Raw genomic sequence first — 16392 nt, 5'->3', positions numbered from 1 at the left:
CTATAATAGAAAAGAGAGGTCTCATTTCATGAAAAAATTATTAGCAATGCTATCCATTACCTTGCTTATACTTGCAGGGTGCGGAAGTGGAAGTAATTTTGAAGCACAAACGAATTGGAAAGTAGAAGATTTCAATTACGAAAACCAACGTGGGGAAACTGTGTCACTAGATGATTTAAAAGGAACTGTTTGGCTAGCAAATTTCATCTATACGAATTGTACAACGGAATGTCCATTAATGACTTTTAATATGAGTGATATTCAAAAAGCGCTTGAAGATAAAGGGATAGAAGATTATAAAATCGTTTCATTCAGTGCAGATCCTGAATTTGACACTCCCGAAGTTTTACAAGAATATATTGGAAACTTTGAAGTAGCAGACGAAAGTAAGTGGAACCTTTTAACTGGTTATTCACAAGAAGATATTAAAAATTTTGCTGCGAATAATTTCAAAACAGCTGCTATAAAAAACCCGAATACAAATGAAGTAATGCACGGTGTATCTTTCTTTTTAGTCAATCAAAACGGGGTCGTTGTCAAAAACTATAATGGTTTTAAAGATGTACCAAAAGAAGAAATTGTGATGGATGTAGAAACATTAATCACTGATGGAAAATAAAAAGAACCCACATCGGGTTCTTTTTTTATGCATTATTTTGCTTTTTTAATAAGTCTCTAATTTCTTCCAATAACACTTCTTTCGAATCTATAGGAGGAGCTTCTTCAACAATAACTTCTTTTTTTCGTTTAAATTTAGATAACAGGCGAACAAATAAGAAAATAGAAAATGAAATGATTAGAAAATCAAAAACAGATTGGATAAAGTTTCCGTATAAAATTTCAGTTTCCTTGTACTTAAATGACAAAGAGGTGAATTTAACACCATTTAAAAGAAGTCCAACTAACGGGGTAATAATATTTTCTACTAATGAAGAAACAATTTTCCCAAAAGCAGCACCAATAACAACTGCCACAGCTAAATCTAGTACATTTCCTTTAAAGGCAAACTCTTTAAAGTCTTTCCACATATATATTATCACCTCCATACTGCCATACTACAAAAAAAGAAAATCCTTGTATAGTAATTTCTTCGACATCTTTCGACTATTTTTTTTTATGAAAACATGCTATTGTTTTCTTTGAGTGAAAGACGGGTATGATAGACGATGACAAAAAAAGATTTCATGAAATAGGTGAATAACGTACTATGAAGAAAAACAAGGGAACAACCTATAAAGCTAAAGCTTGGATAATTATTTTACTCCTTCCTATTACGATTACGGTGTATGTACTATTGATTATAGGTTGGAATGAATTAAGAAAGATACCAGTAGTGCTAGAATGGGCAGAATCTATTCATATAAAATCATTTTCCCAAGAAAAACTAGATATCCCCGAGGAATATATTGCAATTTATCAAGAGGCAGGAGAGATTTATGGTGTACCATGGACGCTACTTGCAGCTCATCACCGCATAGAAACTATATTTTCAACAATGGATCCATTGCTTTCTCCTGTTGGAGCAGAAGGACATATGCAATTCATGCCATGTACGTTTGTAGGTTGGTCACATCCGAGTTGTAATGGATTAGGACAAGGCGATATCCCCGACGAAGATAAAGTCAACCCAGCAATTATTGAGGCATATGGTGGATATGGTGTAGATGCAAATGGGGATGGAATAGCCGATCCATATGATATAGAAGATGCTATTTTCAGTGCAGCAAACTATTTAGCTGCAAGCGGAGCAGCAGATGGGGAATTAGAAAAGGCAATTTTTAATTATAACCGTAGTGATAAATATGTAGAAGATGTGTTGTATTTTTACAATTTATATGAAAGTCAGTTGCAAGCGCTCCAAGCTGCATCTGCTTTACAAACAGAAAAAAAGGATGGACCCTAATGTAAGCGTCCATCCTTTTGCTTATTTACGCATAGATTTTAGTATGAGACTTAAAATGAATACTAAAATAATAGCACCGATTAATGCGGGAATAATAGCCATATCCCAAATTACTGGACCAAAGTCTGGTAAGATTAGCCCACCTATCCAAGCACCAATGATACCCGCAATGATATTACCAATAATACCTCCCGGAATGTCTTTACCTAATATTAATCCTGCTAACCATCCAATAATACCACCGATTATTAAATATAATATGAATCCCATGTTCATTCATCTCCTTGTAAGAATGTTGTGTTGTACATTCTTTATATATCCAAACTGAAGAAGAACTAAACATGTCAGCATTATTTTTTTATTACTTTAGCACCTAACGTACTCGTGAAATGCCCTAAAGCCCACTCGTGTCCTTGCTGATTAAAGCTTGCAACTGCCGACTCATGAATAACAATCGAAAAGCCTAAATTATACGCATCCACCGCTGTATGCAACACACAAATATCTGTACATACTCCAACGATATGTACTTCTTCAATCTGACGTTCACGTAATAATGAATGCAGATTCGTTCCAGCAAAAGAACTATAACGCGTTTTATCCATCCAAATAATTTTATTTCGATTCGCTTCAAACACATTTTTTAGGTCCCCATATAATGTACGACCTGGCGTGTTACGAATATTATGAGGAGGAAATAGTTGCGTTTCCGGATGAAATAGATCGTTTACTTCGTGTAAATCCACCGGAAAGATGACTAATTCATTGTTTTTCAAAAAATCCTGCGTAATGGAAACAATCGCTTCTTCTATTAATTGTCCTGGTTTTCCACATGTAAGTGCTCCATCATCTGCAACAAAATCTACCGTATAGTCAACTACTAGTAATGCTTTTTTCACTTTGCAACACTCCTTTCCTAATTACTATTAGTATGAATGAATCATATTAAAAATCTACAATAAAACGTAAATTAACTATTCGGAATAATTTGCATTTTCATAGAGTTGCGAGTATAATAACAAAAAAGGGGAGTGGAGAGTATGGACAGTCAGGTTACAAAAAAGTTAAATAAACAAGGGGTATGGTTCGCGATTCTCCACACTATTTTCATTTTAAACCTAGCATTAGATATATTTTCTATTCACTAGAAATGGAAGTGCATCTAAAAAGAAAAACGACCGAATGTAGCATACACATTCGGTCGTTTTATAATTACTTCACAGAGTCGCTTTCAAACACAGTTTCTTTATAATACATATTTTTCACTAAAATATTAGGACCTAGGCATTTTACTGCCGGACAATGACAGTTCAGTGATTTAGATAGTGGGGAAGCTAGCCATTTATCAAAAATAGCTGGAAGTGTATCCGTTTGAATATTTCCTAAATGCGGTGCGTCTCCAAAATCGGTTACAATCACTTCGCCAGAAAAAATATTTATATTTAAACGAGATCTACCATCCGGATCATTTCGTACCGAAACATTTTTGGCGTTGTTTAATCTGTTTAAAAGCTCTAAACTTCTATCATTTTGACTGCAAGGATAAAATGGCAAAGTCCCAAACAACATCCATGTCTCTTCCTCACGAAAATCCAGTAATTGTTCTATCGCATCATGGGTTTCTTCTAAAGTAAGCGTTGTTAGTGCACTAGCAAAATCGGATGGGTACATTGGGTGAATTTCATGCCTAGCACATCTCATTTCTTCGACTACTTGTTTATGGATGTGTTCTAAATAGGGAAGTGTTTTTTTGTTTAGCATCGTCTCCGCTGAAACCATTACACCAGCTTCAGATAACATTCGACTATTGTCGATCATTCGCTGGAACAACTTTGCACGTTGCTCATATGTAGGTTTTCTTTCCATCATCGCAAAGCCGGTTTCGACAAATTCATCTATCGTTCCCCAGTTATGTGAAATATGTAAAATGTCCAAATACGGTGCTATTTGTAAGTATCTTTCTGGATCTAATGTGAGGTTTGAATTTATTTGTGTACGCACTCCGCGACTTTTAGCATACTTTAAAAGTGGAAGTACATAATTCATGACAGATTTCTTAGAAAGCATAGGTTCTCCGCCTGTAATACTAATCGTTTTTAGATGGGGAATTTCTTCTAGTCTGGTTATGATTAAATCGATAGGGAGTGCATCATCATCTTTCGTTTGTAGTGTATATCCAACTGCACAATGTGCACAGCGCATATTACAAAGATTGGTTGTAGTGAATTCGATGTTGGATAATGTAAGTTTTCCGTGTGTTTCGATATCACGATAAGCTTCCCACGGATCATTTGTTGGTGTCATTATGTTTTTAGTAATCATGTAAATCTTCCTTTCCAATATATTATTGTCTCATATTCTAGGAGAAATGAAAATATTACTCACCGGTAAGATTGCGTAGCAGAGCTATAGGGTATAACATATATAACCAAATATGAGTGGAGGTATCACATGTTTATCGGAAAAAATAATGAAATTAGAGCAGCACTTTTTCAACAAGTAGATACATTAACAGACATGCAATTCAACCAAAAACCACATAGTAACTCTTGGTCACCGAAAGAAATCCTCGATCATTTAGTGAAAATGGAACATACCATTACAAAAGGAATCAAAGCTCAACTATCTAATCCAGAAAGTCCGAACGCAAAGAAAAAACCAATTCAGCTTTCTACATTGCGATTCATAAAAGTAAAAGCACCACGCCATACAGTTCCTACCCCGGATTATGAAACGAAAGAAAAAATGAAAACGTTGCTTCATGCAGCTAGAATGGAGTTACTCACTGTCTATACATCTAGTAACTTCATTGAGTTGCAAAAAAAATCATTGAAACATCCAATCTTTGGACAAGTTCCACTTATTCAGTGGTTTCCATTTGTAGGTCTACATGAGAAAAGACATCTGAAGCAATTAGAAAAAACAATCGAGATAATCAAAGGTCATAAGAAATAATTATTGCTTATTATAATTTTAATGTAATTTACTTATCGACTTTATTCGAGTATGATTGAAATTGGAGAAAAGTCACTTGAATAGAGTCTTTTCAATAGACATTAGGAGGAATAGTAATGGCAAAAAGTAATTTACACAACAGCCGTGCTTCTTTTTCTGTAAATGGTAAAGAGTATAACTATTATCGTTTAGCAGCATTAGAAGAAGCGGGAATCGCAAATGTATCACGCCTTCCTTATTCAATCAAAGTATTATTAGAATCTGTTCTACGTCAATATGACGGCTATGTAATCAAAGATGATCATGTAAACCAATTAGCAAAATGGGGGAAAGACGCTAATACAGAAGCGGAAGTTCCATTTAAACCATCTCGCGTTGTCCTACAAGACTTCACTGGAGTTCCAGTAGTAGTTGATTTAGCGTCATTACGTTCCGCGATGAAAGAAATGGGCGGTAACCCAGACAAGATTAACCCTGCTATTCCAGTTGATCTTGTAATTGACCACTCTGTACAAGTAGACAAATACGGTACAGATACAGCGCTAAAAGTAAATATGGACCTTGAATTTGAGCGAAATGCAGAACGTTACAAATTCTTAAAATGGGCACAAACCTCTTACAACAATTTCCGTGCTGTTCCACCAGCGACTGGTATTGTTCATCAAGTAAACTTAGAATATTTGGCGCCAATCGTGCATGTGAATGAAGATGCAGATGGCACATTAGAAACTTTCCCTGACTCAGTAGTAGGTACTGATTCTCATACAACAATGATTAACGGTCTTGGTGTATTAGGATGGGGTGTAGGTGGTATTGAAGCGGAAGCAGGAATGCTTGGACAACCTTCATACTTCCCAATTCCAGAAGTAATTGGAGTTAAATTAGTAGGAGATCTTCCAAACGGAACAACTGCTACTGACTTAGCGCTTAAAGTGACACAAGTATTACGTCAGCGCGGGGTAGTTGGTAAATTTGTAGAATTCTTCGGTCCTGGAGTATCTAAATTACCACTAGCTGACCGTGCAACAATTGCGAACATGGCTCCTGAATATGGTGCAACTTGTGGTTACTTCGCAATTGATGAAGAATCACTTAACTACTTACGTTTAACTGGACGTGATGAAGAGCACATTGCTGTAGTAGAAGCTTATTTAAAAGCAAATGATATGTTCTTTGACCCAGCATTAGAGCCAGTTTACACAGACATAATCGACATTAACTTAGCAGATATCGAAGCAAACCTTTCTGGACCAAAACGTCCTCAAGATTTGATTCCACTTTCTGACATGAAAGCTCGTTACCATGAAGCAGTTGTTGCTCCACAAGGTACACAAGGTTTCGGATTATCAGAAAAAGAGTTCGACAAAACGGCAACTGCTAAATTTGCAGATGGTGATGTAACAATCCCAACAGGTGCTGTAGCAATCGCTGCGATCACTTCTTGTACAAATACATCTAACCCATACGTAATGCTAGCTGCTGGTTTAGTAGCAAAAAAAGCAGTCGAAAAAGGATTAACAGTTCCAGCTTACGTAAAAACATCTTTAGCACCAGGTTCAAAAGTTGTTACTGGTTATTTACAAGATTCAGGATTAAACCAATACCTAGATCAAATTGGATTTAATACAGTAGGATACGGTTGTACAACATGTATCGGGAACTCAGGTCCATTACTTCCTGAAATCGAAAAAGCAATCGTTGACGAAGATCTATTCGTAACTTCTGTTCTTTCTGGTAACCGTAACTTTGAAGGTCGTGTACATCCACTAGTAAAAGCTAACTACTTGGCTTCACCACCATTAGTTGTTGCTTATGCACTTGCTGGAACAGTAGATATCGATCTACAAAAAGATTCATTAGGTAAAGACAAAGATGGCAATGACGTGTTCTTTGCAGACATCTGGCCTTCAACTGATGAAGTAAATGCAGTGCTTAATAAAGTAGTTACTCGTGAATTATTCCAAAAAGAATATGCACGTGTATTTGACGAAAACGAAGCATGGAATGCAATTGAAACTTCAACAGAATCTCTATACACGTTTGATAACACATCAACGTATATTCAAAACCCACCATTCTTCCAAGGATTATCTAAGGAGCCTGGTGATATTCAAACGCTTGCTGGACTTCGCGTTGTTGCAAAATTCGGTGATTCTATCACTACTGACCATATTTCACCAGCAGGCGCGATTGGTAAAGATACACCAGCTGGTAAGTACTTGCGCGAAAATGGTGTAGAAATCCGTGATTTCAACTCTTACGGTTCTCGTCGTGGTAACCACGAAGTAATGATGCGCGGAACATTCGCGAACATCCGTATTCGTAACCAAGTTGCTCCAGGAACAGAAGGTGGATACACTACTTACTGGCCAACTGGTGAAATCATGCCAATTTATGATGCTGCGATGAAATACCAAGAAACGGGTACTGGATTAGTAGTACTTGGTGGAAAAGATTACGGAATGGGATCATCTCGTGACTGGGCAGCTAAAGGAACAAACCTATTAGGCATTAAAGCTGTAATTACGGAAAGCTTTGAACGTATTCATCGTTCAAATCTAGTAATGATGGGTGTTTTACCACTTAATTTCTTACCAGGTGAAAATGCTGAATCTCTAGGTCTAACTGGTAAAGAAGAAATTAGTATAAATATAGCAGAAGGTGTTAAACCTCGTGATATTTTACAAGTGACTGCAAAAGCAGAAGACGGTACAGAAAAACAATTCAATGTACTTGCTCGTTTTGACTCTGAAGTAGAAGTAGACTACTACCGTCACGGTGGTATCCTTCAAATGGTACTACGTAATAAAGTACTAGAAGCATAAATAAATAGAAAAGAGCCTAATTCTTATGCTGAATTAGGCTCTTTTCTTATGGAAGAATGCCGTATTTTAGGGATAATGCGTCTTAAAAAAGCTCTAATAAGTGACCGCTTGGATCTCCGCTGCAGGGCGGACGCTTTCCGCTTCAATCAATGGGAATTTCTTGTTAATTTGGCGTCTGCATTAATCAGAGATTCATATTTATCTAGTCCATTTCGCAATATTTATTAAACCTAGTTAGAATATGCTGTCTCCAATTAATTGGAGTATTTACTATAATAAAGTTCGTTTCATCGAACCACTTATTGGAATAATGTTTCATATTCATTATCGGCTCACTCCAAGTAAACTTGTTATATTAAGAATTAGTTGCTTTCACCAGCAATTTGGTTGCTTTCTTGGTAATTTGATTGCTCTCACTAGCAAATTAGTTGCTTTCCGAATAGAACTGATTGCTTTCAATAACTGATTGGTTGCTCTTATCCATTTACTGGATTTAATTTTCAAGAAATACTACATAAGATTGAATTTAGAGCAGTGCCGCTAATTAGCTAGCAAATTATTTGATTGCAGCGGAAGGCGGCGACTCCGACGGGATCCAAGTGAGACAGATGAGACTTCACAACGCACGCCCAAGCGGCGGTGAAGGCTCATCGCTCACCCCGCGGAAAGCGTCCGCCTGCAGCGAAAATCATAGCTGTAACCTAATAGAGCTTTTTACGACGTACTATTCTAAGTCGCCTCATACATTAATACCAATTGCTATTACTCATTGATATGAATAGCTTCATAATTGCTAGCATATCATCAGAATAAACGTTGTAGGAGTGACTCAATCGAAAATAAGAAAAATGGCTTTTATTCTGGGTGCACTTATTCCGCTTGTTCTTCTATCTCTTTTTTTATTTACTAATAATCCAAAGGCAGTACTCGAAATTTGTTCCCCATTATTTCAAAGTGGGTCGTTAGAAATACAAACTCTCCAACTAAAGCTTATGGAAAAGGGTGGTTTGTATGACCAGGTAGGACAAAGATTAAATGAAAAAGGTTTTGAGCATCATATTCTTGCAGGAATAACTTCAAAAGATGAGATTTTAGTTAAATTTGTACTAATTAATCAAGAAGCTAACGAAAAAAGACAGGAAGAAATCAACGATATGTTCAATGATTATGTTGTTAAAAATAACTTATATAAGCAAGCATTTAAAGTGAAGGTAAGCAATGACCCAAGCACAAACTGGTAGTTTAAAGCGAATTTCAATCCAAAAAATCCATTCCTGAAATCAGGGATCGACTTTTTATTCGGCTTCTTTAAAGTAAGGCAGTGATAGATGGAGAAAATTTACACTTAGTTCATAACCGGGCAATCCTTTAATCCTACTAAAAATTCCACTCCGGTCTAAGCAATGAGTAAATAAAGGCATCATTGGATTTGTCATTTTGATAAATATAACCTCTTAAGAGTCCTTCTTTTTGAAAACCTAATTTTAATAATAGCTTATAAGAGGATTCATTCTCTGGGAAAGTAACTGCTCCTATCCGGTATAAATCTAATTCGTCAAAACTATATTGAATAACTGCCTTTGCAGCTTCACTAATGATTCCTCTTCTCCAGTAGTCTGGATTCAAGTCATATCCTATTTCTGTCTTTCTACTAGCTATTTGAAGATTGTTCAACCCAATAGTTCCAACAAATTCATCTGTTTCTTTAAGAATAATACCCCAACGGATGGACCGTTTCTCTTGAAAATTTTTCTGGAATGAGTTGACTAGATTTGCAGCTTGTTGTGTCTCAGTAAATTGGGACATACCATAGTATTTTGTAACTTTTTCGTTTGAAAAGATAGAAAATACATGGTTTATATGTTCTGCTGTAATGTCGACCAATTTCAGTCGATCCGTTTGTAAAAGTGGAAATTCCATTTAATTCTTCCTCTCTCTTTCTAGCATATAATGATGAAGATTATATTATCACACTTTTATATTTTCTAAAACATCCCAATTATCATTCAATTAGGAGAATTGATATGTTAGGATTAATATAAATGATTATGCTACTAGATCGGAGGTAAAGGATGGAACAAACAACCATTATAATGTCGAAACTGACCCCACCTATAGCGTCTTCCTCTTATATGAGAAGATCATCTCTTATTAAGAAATTAAAAGCGAATACTCATAGCAAAGTATCTATTTTACATAGTGGAGCTGGATTTGGTAAAAGCTCAGCATTAGCTCAATATTATGCAGATTCAAAAGAATTATATTCTTGGTACACCATATCAGAAGAAGATGATAATATTCTCCCTTTTCTTCGGTATCTAGTTCAAAGTATTCGTAGAGTTATTCCATTGTTTGGTGAAAGTCTATTAGAACGAGAACTATTATCCATGTATCCAAAAGAAGAGGAATTGACGCAGTGGTATTCGTTATTTAGTAATGAGCTTGCAATAATTAAAGAACCCTTTTCTATTATATTGGATGACTTTCACCTTATTGATCATGTATTTCATATAAATTATATAATCGAAAAAATAGTTGAGTTTCTTCCAGCCCATATACATCTAGTCGTAGCGTCAAGGACTCGCCCTAAGTGGTCCATCTTATTAAAACTCAAACTTAAAGGCCAGTTAGTCGAAATCGTCGAGAAGGACTTTATGTTTACTGAAGAAGAAATTCAAGTATTTTTTGAAGATTATTTTGAAAAAATGATATCTGATGAAGAAGCAGCAGAAATTATGAAACTGACAGAGGGATGGGCTATTGCGATTCACTTAATAGCAATGCAACTCGCTGAGACAGGAAGACATATCAACGAGTTAGTTGATCCTACGTTAAAAGATTTGTTTTCTTATTTGTCTGAAGAAGTATTTTTATTAATGAGTGAGGAAGATAAACAATTGTTGTTGAATTTTAGCATTTTTCCGATATTCACGGAAAAAGAAATACGAGCGTTTTTTGGAGAAGATGAAGCAAAAGCTTTAGAAAGATTGTCAAGTAGCCATGCTTTTATCCAAACCTTAAGTAATCCAGGATCGTATCGCTTTCATGCATTGTTTCAACAATTTTTAGAAACGAAGTGGTTACAAAAGGATAGTTCTTTGTTTTATGAAACCCACAAACGAGCTGCTTCTTATTTTAGCGAGCAACAAAATATCATTCAATCGATCTATCATGCAGTAAAAGCAAATGATGATTATTTTCTTGGGATAATAATCGTGCAGTTTGCAGCGTTCATCATTAAAGATGGGCAATTTGATTGGTTTTTAGATTTGTTAAAAGAGCATCTCTCGGATAAAAGAAGAGAAGAACTCTATGAACTCTATTACTATGAAGGTGAATGCCATCGATATAGGGCCTTTTATGAGAAAGCTAGAAAGGCTTATGAAACTTGTTTATCTTTTGCAGGTGATCATGGAAATTTCCTTTATCTTAGTCGAGCAAATGTAGGACTTGCGCATATATATTTAGATACGATTCAACCTGCTCTTGCGAAACCGTTTTTAGAAGATGCCTTGAAATGGGCAGAAAAAAGCTCAGAAATGATTGTTACTGAAAGACTTGTATTAAAACGATTATTAGCTGAGAATCTCGTGAATTTAGGCAAGGCTAACGAAGCAAAAAATTGGGTCTTACAAGAGGAGTTGGATGCTTCTGTTCTAAAGGAAGGGAATTTAGATGCACGAATTCTTCTTCGAACAGGCTTATTGAATGAAGCAGAGGTCGTCTTAAAAAATAGAATTAACGACGAGATCAACTTACCAGATTCACATAGAGAAACTGAAGTTCTCCTTTCCTTTATATACTCGTTAACTGGCAACATAGAAGAGGCTAAACGATCGGCTATTAAAGGAATTGAAACAGGTATTCGCGAAACATCGAGCTTTGTGGAGGCAGTCGGTTGGATACGTAGAGGACATGCTGAAATATTAGATAACCCTTTTGACTTTGACACACCAGAGAATTATTATTTAAAAGCAGTTCAGCGTATGGAAGAATTGAATGTGTCTAGAGGAAAAGCTGAGCCTTACATGGGACTTGCCATTTTAAAATGTAGGCAAGGAATGTTTCAAGAAGCCGTTTCTTACGGAGAAAGAGGCCTAAGAGAAACAAATAAAGGGAATGACTACTGGCTATCTGCATATATATTAGTTAGTTTAACTATTGTTTATGTTGAAAATGAACAGATGGAGCAAGCTATACAAACTATTAATGATGCTAATCGTCTTTTTACAAATGGTGGAGACGTGTACGGTGAAATGATCTCTCATTATTGGTTAATGTTTATTCATGATAGATTAGAAGACAATGAAAAATTTGTTTTACACGCCGAAAAGTTTGCTTCGCTATGTGTACAATACGAATTTACTTTCTTCTTATTAAAAAAGACCATTTTTGGGCCTGGGGATATACAAATGCATTATCCATTGTTACAAAAAGCTATCGTATTTATGCCGAGTTCTATCGCTCTTAATACATTAGCAAATCTTATGAAAATAAATAAAAACATTAATTATCCGGGGTATCAGCTTACGCTCCAACTACTTGGACCTTTTACACTTTTTATGGGAAATGAAGAAATTAGTGAGCGGAAATGGCAACGCGATAAATCTAAGGAACTTCTTACGTATTTGTATTTGCATCGAAATCGTTTTGTTCCAAAAGAAGAATTGATGCATGCGATATGGGGAGAAGGAGACGAAAAATCATTAAATCGCGATTTTAAAGTAGGTTTAAATTCATTATTAAAAGTAATTGAACCGAATCGTATAGCAAGGGAAGAATCATTTTTCATTGTTCGAAAACAAGCGATGTATCGATTAAATCCAGAAGCAAACGTAACGAGTGATTTAGTATCGTTCCAACATTTTGCGGGACAAGGGATGGATGAAAAAAATCCTATGTTATCCGCAGATTACTTACTAAAAGCAGTAAAACTGTACAAAGGTGATTTACTAGAGGACAAGTCTAGGGTCGATTGGATATCGAATGATCGGGAAAAAAACCAACAACAATATTTGTTAGTGTTAGAAAGGCTCGCACAAACTTATACAAGATTAAAAGAATTTGAGAAAGCCATCTATTGGGCGGATAAATTAGTAAGAATAGACTCTACCTGGGAAGAGGCATATCGATTATTGATGTTCGCTTACTACCAACTTCAAAATAGAACCCAAGCGGTAAAATGGTACGAAAGATGTATTTCCGTGTTAAAGACAGAATTAAAAGTAGAGCCGATGCATACAACAATTCAGATGTATGAAATGATTACAAGTTACAGTTGAACGAAGAAAAACAAACAAAGGGACTGTGCAGAAAGTTAATGAAAAACACTTTCCGTATAGTCCCTACTCATTTCATGGAACGTTTTTAGGTTTGTTTCTATAAAGAACATTTACTTCTCCGCTTTTTTCACCTTCTTTTGATCAATGTTTATTTCAATTATTTCATCAGACTGCATAACTTCTTTTTTGTGAGAATTCGATCCAGTATAACTATATGGTATGATTTTAATCACACCACCTTCTAATGCAGCAAAACGATTGTAGTTATCATAACTTCCCATTTTTGCTGACAATTGTTGTATTTCCTCGCCATGCTCATCCTCCATTTTAAAATAAACTTGTTTAGAGGTATCTGTCATAGTATATGTTAACTTTGTAGAAACAGGCGTTAAAACAAGTGCCTCTATTTCCACATTTTGTCCACTTTCTAAAACAAAATGTTGATGAATAGGAATTTTTGTTGTGTCTGCTGCTAGATTATCACCAGAAGCCACAAACTCAAACTCCCAAGCACCTTTCAGCGTTTTTTCTGAATCGCTTCTTTTTAAATCATTAAAGACAATTCGAATAAGTTGATCCTCTTGTAAAAGAACTTTTCCAATATCCGCACTCCAAAAATAGTTTACCATTGAATTGGTTATTTCCTGTGGTCCGCCACCACCACCTAAAGTTATTTTCTTGCCATCTATATATACGTCTATATCTGTAAACCAATTATAAGCTAAATCATCCTCATCTAAATTTGTATGAAATGTGCTACTAATAAGGAGCTGACCTTCATCTAAAATCACTTCATTTAGCGTCACTTTCATATTATTATCTTTAACAGAATCACCTATAACCGTTTTATAATCATGTAGAGACCCATTATTTGCATAAACAAATGCCTCTAATTTTTCACCAACAATTGGAATATCTGCTAATGCAAAATTAGAATTGATTGCGATAACTAAAACAAGTGCAAATGAAGCAACTATTGATAGTGCTTTACCTGGCTTAAAACGCCGAGTGTTTAGCTTCTTTTTTATCCTCTTCTTTATTGCTTTCTTTTCTATGCTAGTTAGTGTTGGTTCTTCCAAATGTTCAAAATCTATTTTTTCATTGTTTAATTCTTTCAATAAGTTCCTCATATTATCACCCTAACTTTTTTAATAATTGTTAAGCTTATTTTGAAATAACTTTCGTAGCTTCCTACGTCCACGGGATAGTCGATTGTAAATAACAGACTTATCTATGCCACGTTCATTTGCCAATTCTTCTACGCTTTTTTGTTCGACATAGTGTTGTAGAAATAATAACTGATCCTCTTTTTTTAAAAAAACGAGCATTTTTTCCGTTTGGCTACTTAGCGTATTTTCAATAATTAGTTCTTCTACGTCATTTGAAGATACAAGCATCTCTTCTGTCAGTTCAGATTGATTTAGAAATTTTCTATATTGCCTTTGATAATCAATTGCCTTGTATTTTGTAATCGCAGCAATCCAATTTCTTAGCGTATTTTTTGATTTGTCATACGAATCAATATTTCGCCAAACTAAAAGGAGTACATCGTCTAGGCATTCGTCTTGAATGATTTCTAAATTACCTAAGTATTTCTGTATAATCATTTTGATTGTGCCTCCATATTGATCAACTATATGAAAGAGTGCCTTTTCATTTCTTAGTTTCAATTGTTCTACTACATTCTCTTCCGTGATTTTCATTTACTTCCTCCTAAAATAAGGGCCCTATACTTCTTAATACGTATGTAAAATGACCATTTCTATCAAAAAACAAAAAAATTATGTATGAGATAAAAATATCTTAGTTGTTCACTTTTATGGTTTAGAAAGCAAAACTAGCTTCTTATTTAGTATTATTATAAATCTTTTTCTACCTTCAATAATCCATATATTTGAATTCTCTATCTTTTAAAATATTTATAGATCAAATTTTCTATATTAGGAACAAGCTCTCAATGATTTGCTCTTGCATAAGCTCGTCTCAAAAAAATCGTTTGCTTAAATACAAACGATTTTTTTGTAACTCTTTTGTAACTCCTTTTCAGTAAGATTGACGAGAAGCATGAGAACGCTTACAAAATGATTGAAGGGGGATTTACATGACAAAGAAATTGGGCCTATTATTGATGTTCGTATTCGTCTTAATTTTCACAGTAGCCTGTAGTGATAATACAAGTACAACGAGTACAACAAAAGAAAAAGAACCAGAAGAAGGAACAACAACTACAGTCTCAAGTGAAGTGACAGAAGAAGGCGGTACCATCAAAATTGGTGTGCTTGCATCGTTGACTGGCGCACTTGAGTCTTATGGGAAACAAACGCGAAATGGCTTTGAATTAGGACTTGAATATGCTACGGACGGAACAATGGAAGTAGCAGGTAAGAAAATTGAAGTTGTTTTTGAAGATACGGAAACAAAACCAGAAGTTGCTGTACAAAAAGCTACGAAACTATTAGAAGAAGATAAAGTAGACTTTCTAGTTGGATCTTCTAGTTCAGGCGATACATTGGCAGTACTTCCACTTGCAGAAGAATATGAAAAGATTATGATCGTAGAGCCTGCAGTTGCTGATAGTATTACAGGTTCAGAGTTTAATCCATATATTTTTAGAACTGCACGTAACTCCTCACAAGATGCAGTTGCAGGTGCAGCTGCTATTGCTAAACCAGGAGTGAAAATTGCAACATTTGCACCCGATTACTCATTCGGATGGGATGGAATTGCAGCATTTAAAACGGCTGCTGAAAAATTAGGTGCTGAAATTGTTCTGGAAGAATATGCAGATCCAGCTGCTGCTGATTTTACATCCAATTTACAAAAGATTATTCAAGAAAAACCGGATTACTTATTTGTCGTGTGGGCAGGAGCGAACTCACCGTGGAACCAAATTGCTGATTTGAAAATACAAGAAAAAGGTATCAAAATTTCAACAGGAGCTCCTGATATCGCTGCTTTATCTGTGATGGAACCATTAGTTGGCATGGAAGGATTTTCTGTTTACTATCATACCCTTCCTAATAATCCAATCAATGATTGGTTAGTCGAAGAACATAAAAAACGGTTTAACGGGGAAGTGCCTGATTTATTCACTCCAGGTGGGATGTCTGCTGCTATTGCCATCGTGGAAGCTTTGAAAAAATCAGAAGGTAATGCTGATGGAAATGAACTAATCAAAATAATGGAAGGTTTGTCATTTGAAACGCCAAAAGGCACAATGACTTTCCGTCCAGATGACCATCAAGCACTACAGCCTCTTTATTCTATTAAGCTAGAAAAACAAGAAGGAGTAGACTATCCTGTACCAGTTCTAATAAGAGAGTTGTCACCGAAAGAAACAGAACCACCAATTTTGAACAATAAATAAAATTGAGTAGTGATAGGCTAAGTAATTAGCTCTATCGCTCTCCATGTAATAGAGATGGAT

Annotated in this window: 14 protein-coding genes; 7 read left to right on the top strand and 7 right to left on the bottom strand. The window is 35.4% G+C overall.

All coding sequences use genetic code 11. From position 1 onward, the window contains the following. Positions 1–28: 28 nt before the first annotated feature. The gene (locus ACIQYS_RS08000; RefSeq protein WP_402977309.1) at positions 29–619 is read left to right on the top strand and encodes an SCO family protein; all 591 of its coding nucleotides are present in this window, start codon (positions 29–31) and stop codon (positions 617–619) included. A 25-nt stretch (positions 620–644) separates the two neighbouring features. Here the strand turns inward: ACIQYS_RS08000 and mscL are convergent, their stop codons facing one another. Then, positions 645–1028, bottom strand: a complete 384-nt coding sequence (gene mscL / locus ACIQYS_RS07995) for a large conductance mechanosensitive channel protein MscL (RefSeq protein ID WP_402977307.1) — start codon at positions 1026–1028, stop codon at positions 645–647. A gap of 179 nt (positions 1029–1207) precedes the next feature. Here mscL and ACIQYS_RS07990 point away from each other — a divergent pair, with 179 nt between their 5' ends. Continuing rightward, positions 1208–1903 (top strand): lytic transglycosylase domain-containing protein, encoded by a 696-nt coding sequence (locus ACIQYS_RS07990; RefSeq protein WP_402977305.1) that lies wholly within the window; start codon positions 1208–1210, stop codon positions 1901–1903. Positions 1904–1924: 21 nt separating this feature from the next. Here the strand turns inward: ACIQYS_RS07990 and ACIQYS_RS07985 are convergent, their stop codons facing one another. The 3 genes from ACIQYS_RS07985 to yfkAB all read right to left on the bottom strand — a co-directional run bounded on the left by ACIQYS_RS07985 (position 1925) and on the right by yfkAB (position 4225). Beyond that, on the bottom strand, positions 1925–2173 hold the full coding sequence (locus tag ACIQYS_RS07985) for a GlsB/YeaQ/YmgE family stress response membrane protein (protein ID WP_402977302.1): 249 nt from the start codon (positions 2171–2173) through the stop codon (positions 1925–1927). Positions 2174–2253: 80 nt separating this feature from the next. Beyond that, positions 2254–2802 carry a cysteine hydrolase family protein gene (locus ACIQYS_RS07980; protein ID WP_402977299.1) on the bottom strand — a complete coding sequence of 183 codons (549 nt, stop codon included), beginning with the start codon at positions 2800–2802 and terminating at the stop codon, positions 2254–2256. Positions 2803–3115: 313 nt separating this feature from the next. After that, the gene (yfkAB, locus tag ACIQYS_RS07975) at positions 3116–4225 is read right to left on the bottom strand and encodes a radical SAM/CxCxxxxC motif protein YfkAB (protein ID WP_402977294.1); all 1110 of its coding nucleotides are present in this window, start codon (positions 4223–4225) and stop codon (positions 3116–3118) included. 129 nt (positions 4226–4354) lie between these two features. On the opposite strand from yfkAB, the gene ACIQYS_RS07970 reads away from it, so the two are divergent. The 3 genes from ACIQYS_RS07970 to ACIQYS_RS07960 all read left to right on the top strand — a co-directional run bounded on the left by ACIQYS_RS07970 (position 4355) and on the right by ACIQYS_RS07960 (position 8924). Beyond that, positions 4355–4858, top strand: coding sequence for a DinB family protein (locus tag ACIQYS_RS07970; RefSeq protein ID WP_402977289.1), 504 nt, complete (start codon positions 4355–4357; stop codon positions 4856–4858). Between the two features lie 116 nt (positions 4859–4974). Continuing rightward, on the top strand, positions 4975–7683 hold the full coding sequence (gene acnA / locus ACIQYS_RS07965) for an aconitate hydratase AcnA (RefSeq protein ID WP_402977286.1): 2709 nt from the start codon (positions 4975–4977) through the stop codon (positions 7681–7683). 824 nt (positions 7684–8507) lie between these two features. Then, positions 8508–8924 (top strand): hypothetical protein, encoded by a 417-nt coding sequence (locus ACIQYS_RS07960; protein ID WP_402977284.1) that lies wholly within the window; start codon positions 8508–8510, stop codon positions 8922–8924. Positions 8925–9060: 136 nt separating this feature from the next. On the opposite strand, the gene ACIQYS_RS07955 is transcribed toward ACIQYS_RS07960, so the two are convergent. Continuing rightward, positions 9061–9603, bottom strand: coding sequence for a GNAT family N-acetyltransferase (locus tag ACIQYS_RS07955; RefSeq protein WP_402977281.1), 543 nt, complete (start codon positions 9601–9603; stop codon positions 9061–9063). A 152-nt stretch (positions 9604–9755) separates the two neighbouring features. Between ACIQYS_RS07955 and ACIQYS_RS07950 the strand changes: the two genes are divergently transcribed. After that, positions 9756–12965, top strand: a complete 3210-nt coding sequence (locus tag ACIQYS_RS07950; protein WP_402977278.1) for an AfsR/SARP family transcriptional regulator — start codon at positions 9756–9758, stop codon at positions 12963–12965. 110 nt (positions 12966–13075) lie between these two features. Here the strand turns inward: ACIQYS_RS07950 and ACIQYS_RS07945 are convergent, their stop codons facing one another. Together ACIQYS_RS07945 and ACIQYS_RS07940 are read right to left on the bottom strand one after the other, a co-directional pair. Further along, positions 13076–14083: a DUF4179 domain-containing protein gene (locus ACIQYS_RS07945; protein WP_402977275.1), complete on the bottom strand. Its 1008-nt coding sequence runs from the start codon at positions 14081–14083 to the stop codon at positions 13076–13078. 30 nt (positions 14084–14113) lie between these two features. Beyond that, entirely contained in the window at positions 14114–14668 is a 555-nt protein-coding gene (locus ACIQYS_RS07940; protein ID WP_402977272.1) for a sigma-70 family RNA polymerase sigma factor, read from the bottom strand. Positions 14669–15066: 398 nt separating this feature from the next. Here ACIQYS_RS07940 and ACIQYS_RS07935 point away from each other — a divergent pair, with 398 nt between their 5' ends. Then, entirely contained in the window at positions 15067–16332 is a 1266-nt protein-coding gene (locus ACIQYS_RS07935) for a substrate-binding domain-containing protein (protein ID WP_402977269.1), read from the top strand. The last annotated feature ends 60 nt before the right edge of the window (positions 16333–16392 follow it).

Source organism: Psychrobacillus sp. NPDC096426 (assembly GCF_044762745.1).
In the GTDB taxonomy this organism is placed as follows: Bacteria; Bacillota; Bacilli; order Bacillales_A; family Planococcaceae; genus Psychrobacillus.
This window is presented reverse-complemented; position numbering and strand designations above follow the sequence as displayed.

Coding starts and splice junctions, on each gene's coding strand:
- ACIQYS_RS07985 (WP_402977302.1), bottom strand. CDS start 2,173: ATGGGATTCATATTATATTTAATAATCGGTGGTATTATTGGATGGTTA.
- ACIQYS_RS07935 (WP_402977269.1), top strand. CDS start 15,067: ATGACAAAGAAATTGGGCCTATTATTGATGTTCGTATTCGTCTTAATT.
- ACIQYS_RS07970 (WP_402977289.1), top strand. CDS start 4,355: ATGTTTATCGGAAAAAATAATGAAATTAGAGCAGCACTTTTTCAACAA.
- ACIQYS_RS07955 (WP_402977281.1), bottom strand. CDS start 9,603: ATGGAATTTCCACTTTTACAAACGGATCGACTGAAATTGGTCGACATT.
- acnA (WP_402977286.1), top strand. CDS start 4,975: ATGGCAAAAAGTAATTTACACAACAGCCGTGCTTCTTTTTCTGTAAAT.
- mscL (WP_402977307.1), bottom strand. CDS start 1,028: ATGTGGAAAGACTTTAAAGAGTTTGCCTTTAAAGGAAATGTACTAGAT.
- yfkAB (WP_402977294.1), bottom strand. CDS start 4,225: ATGATTACTAAAAACATAATGACACCAACAAATGATCCGTGGGAAGCT.
- ACIQYS_RS07990 (WP_402977305.1), top strand. CDS start 1,208: ATGAAGAAAAACAAGGGAACAACCTATAAAGCTAAAGCTTGGATAATT.
- ACIQYS_RS07950 (WP_402977278.1), top strand. CDS start 9,756: ATGGAACAAACAACCATTATAATGTCGAAACTGACCCCACCTATAGCG.
- ACIQYS_RS07940 (WP_402977272.1), bottom strand. CDS start 14,668: ATGAAAATCACGGAAGAGAATGTAGTAGAACAATTGAAACTAAGAAAT.
- ACIQYS_RS08000 (WP_402977309.1), top strand. CDS start 29: ATGAAAAAATTATTAGCAATGCTATCCATTACCTTGCTTATACTTGCA.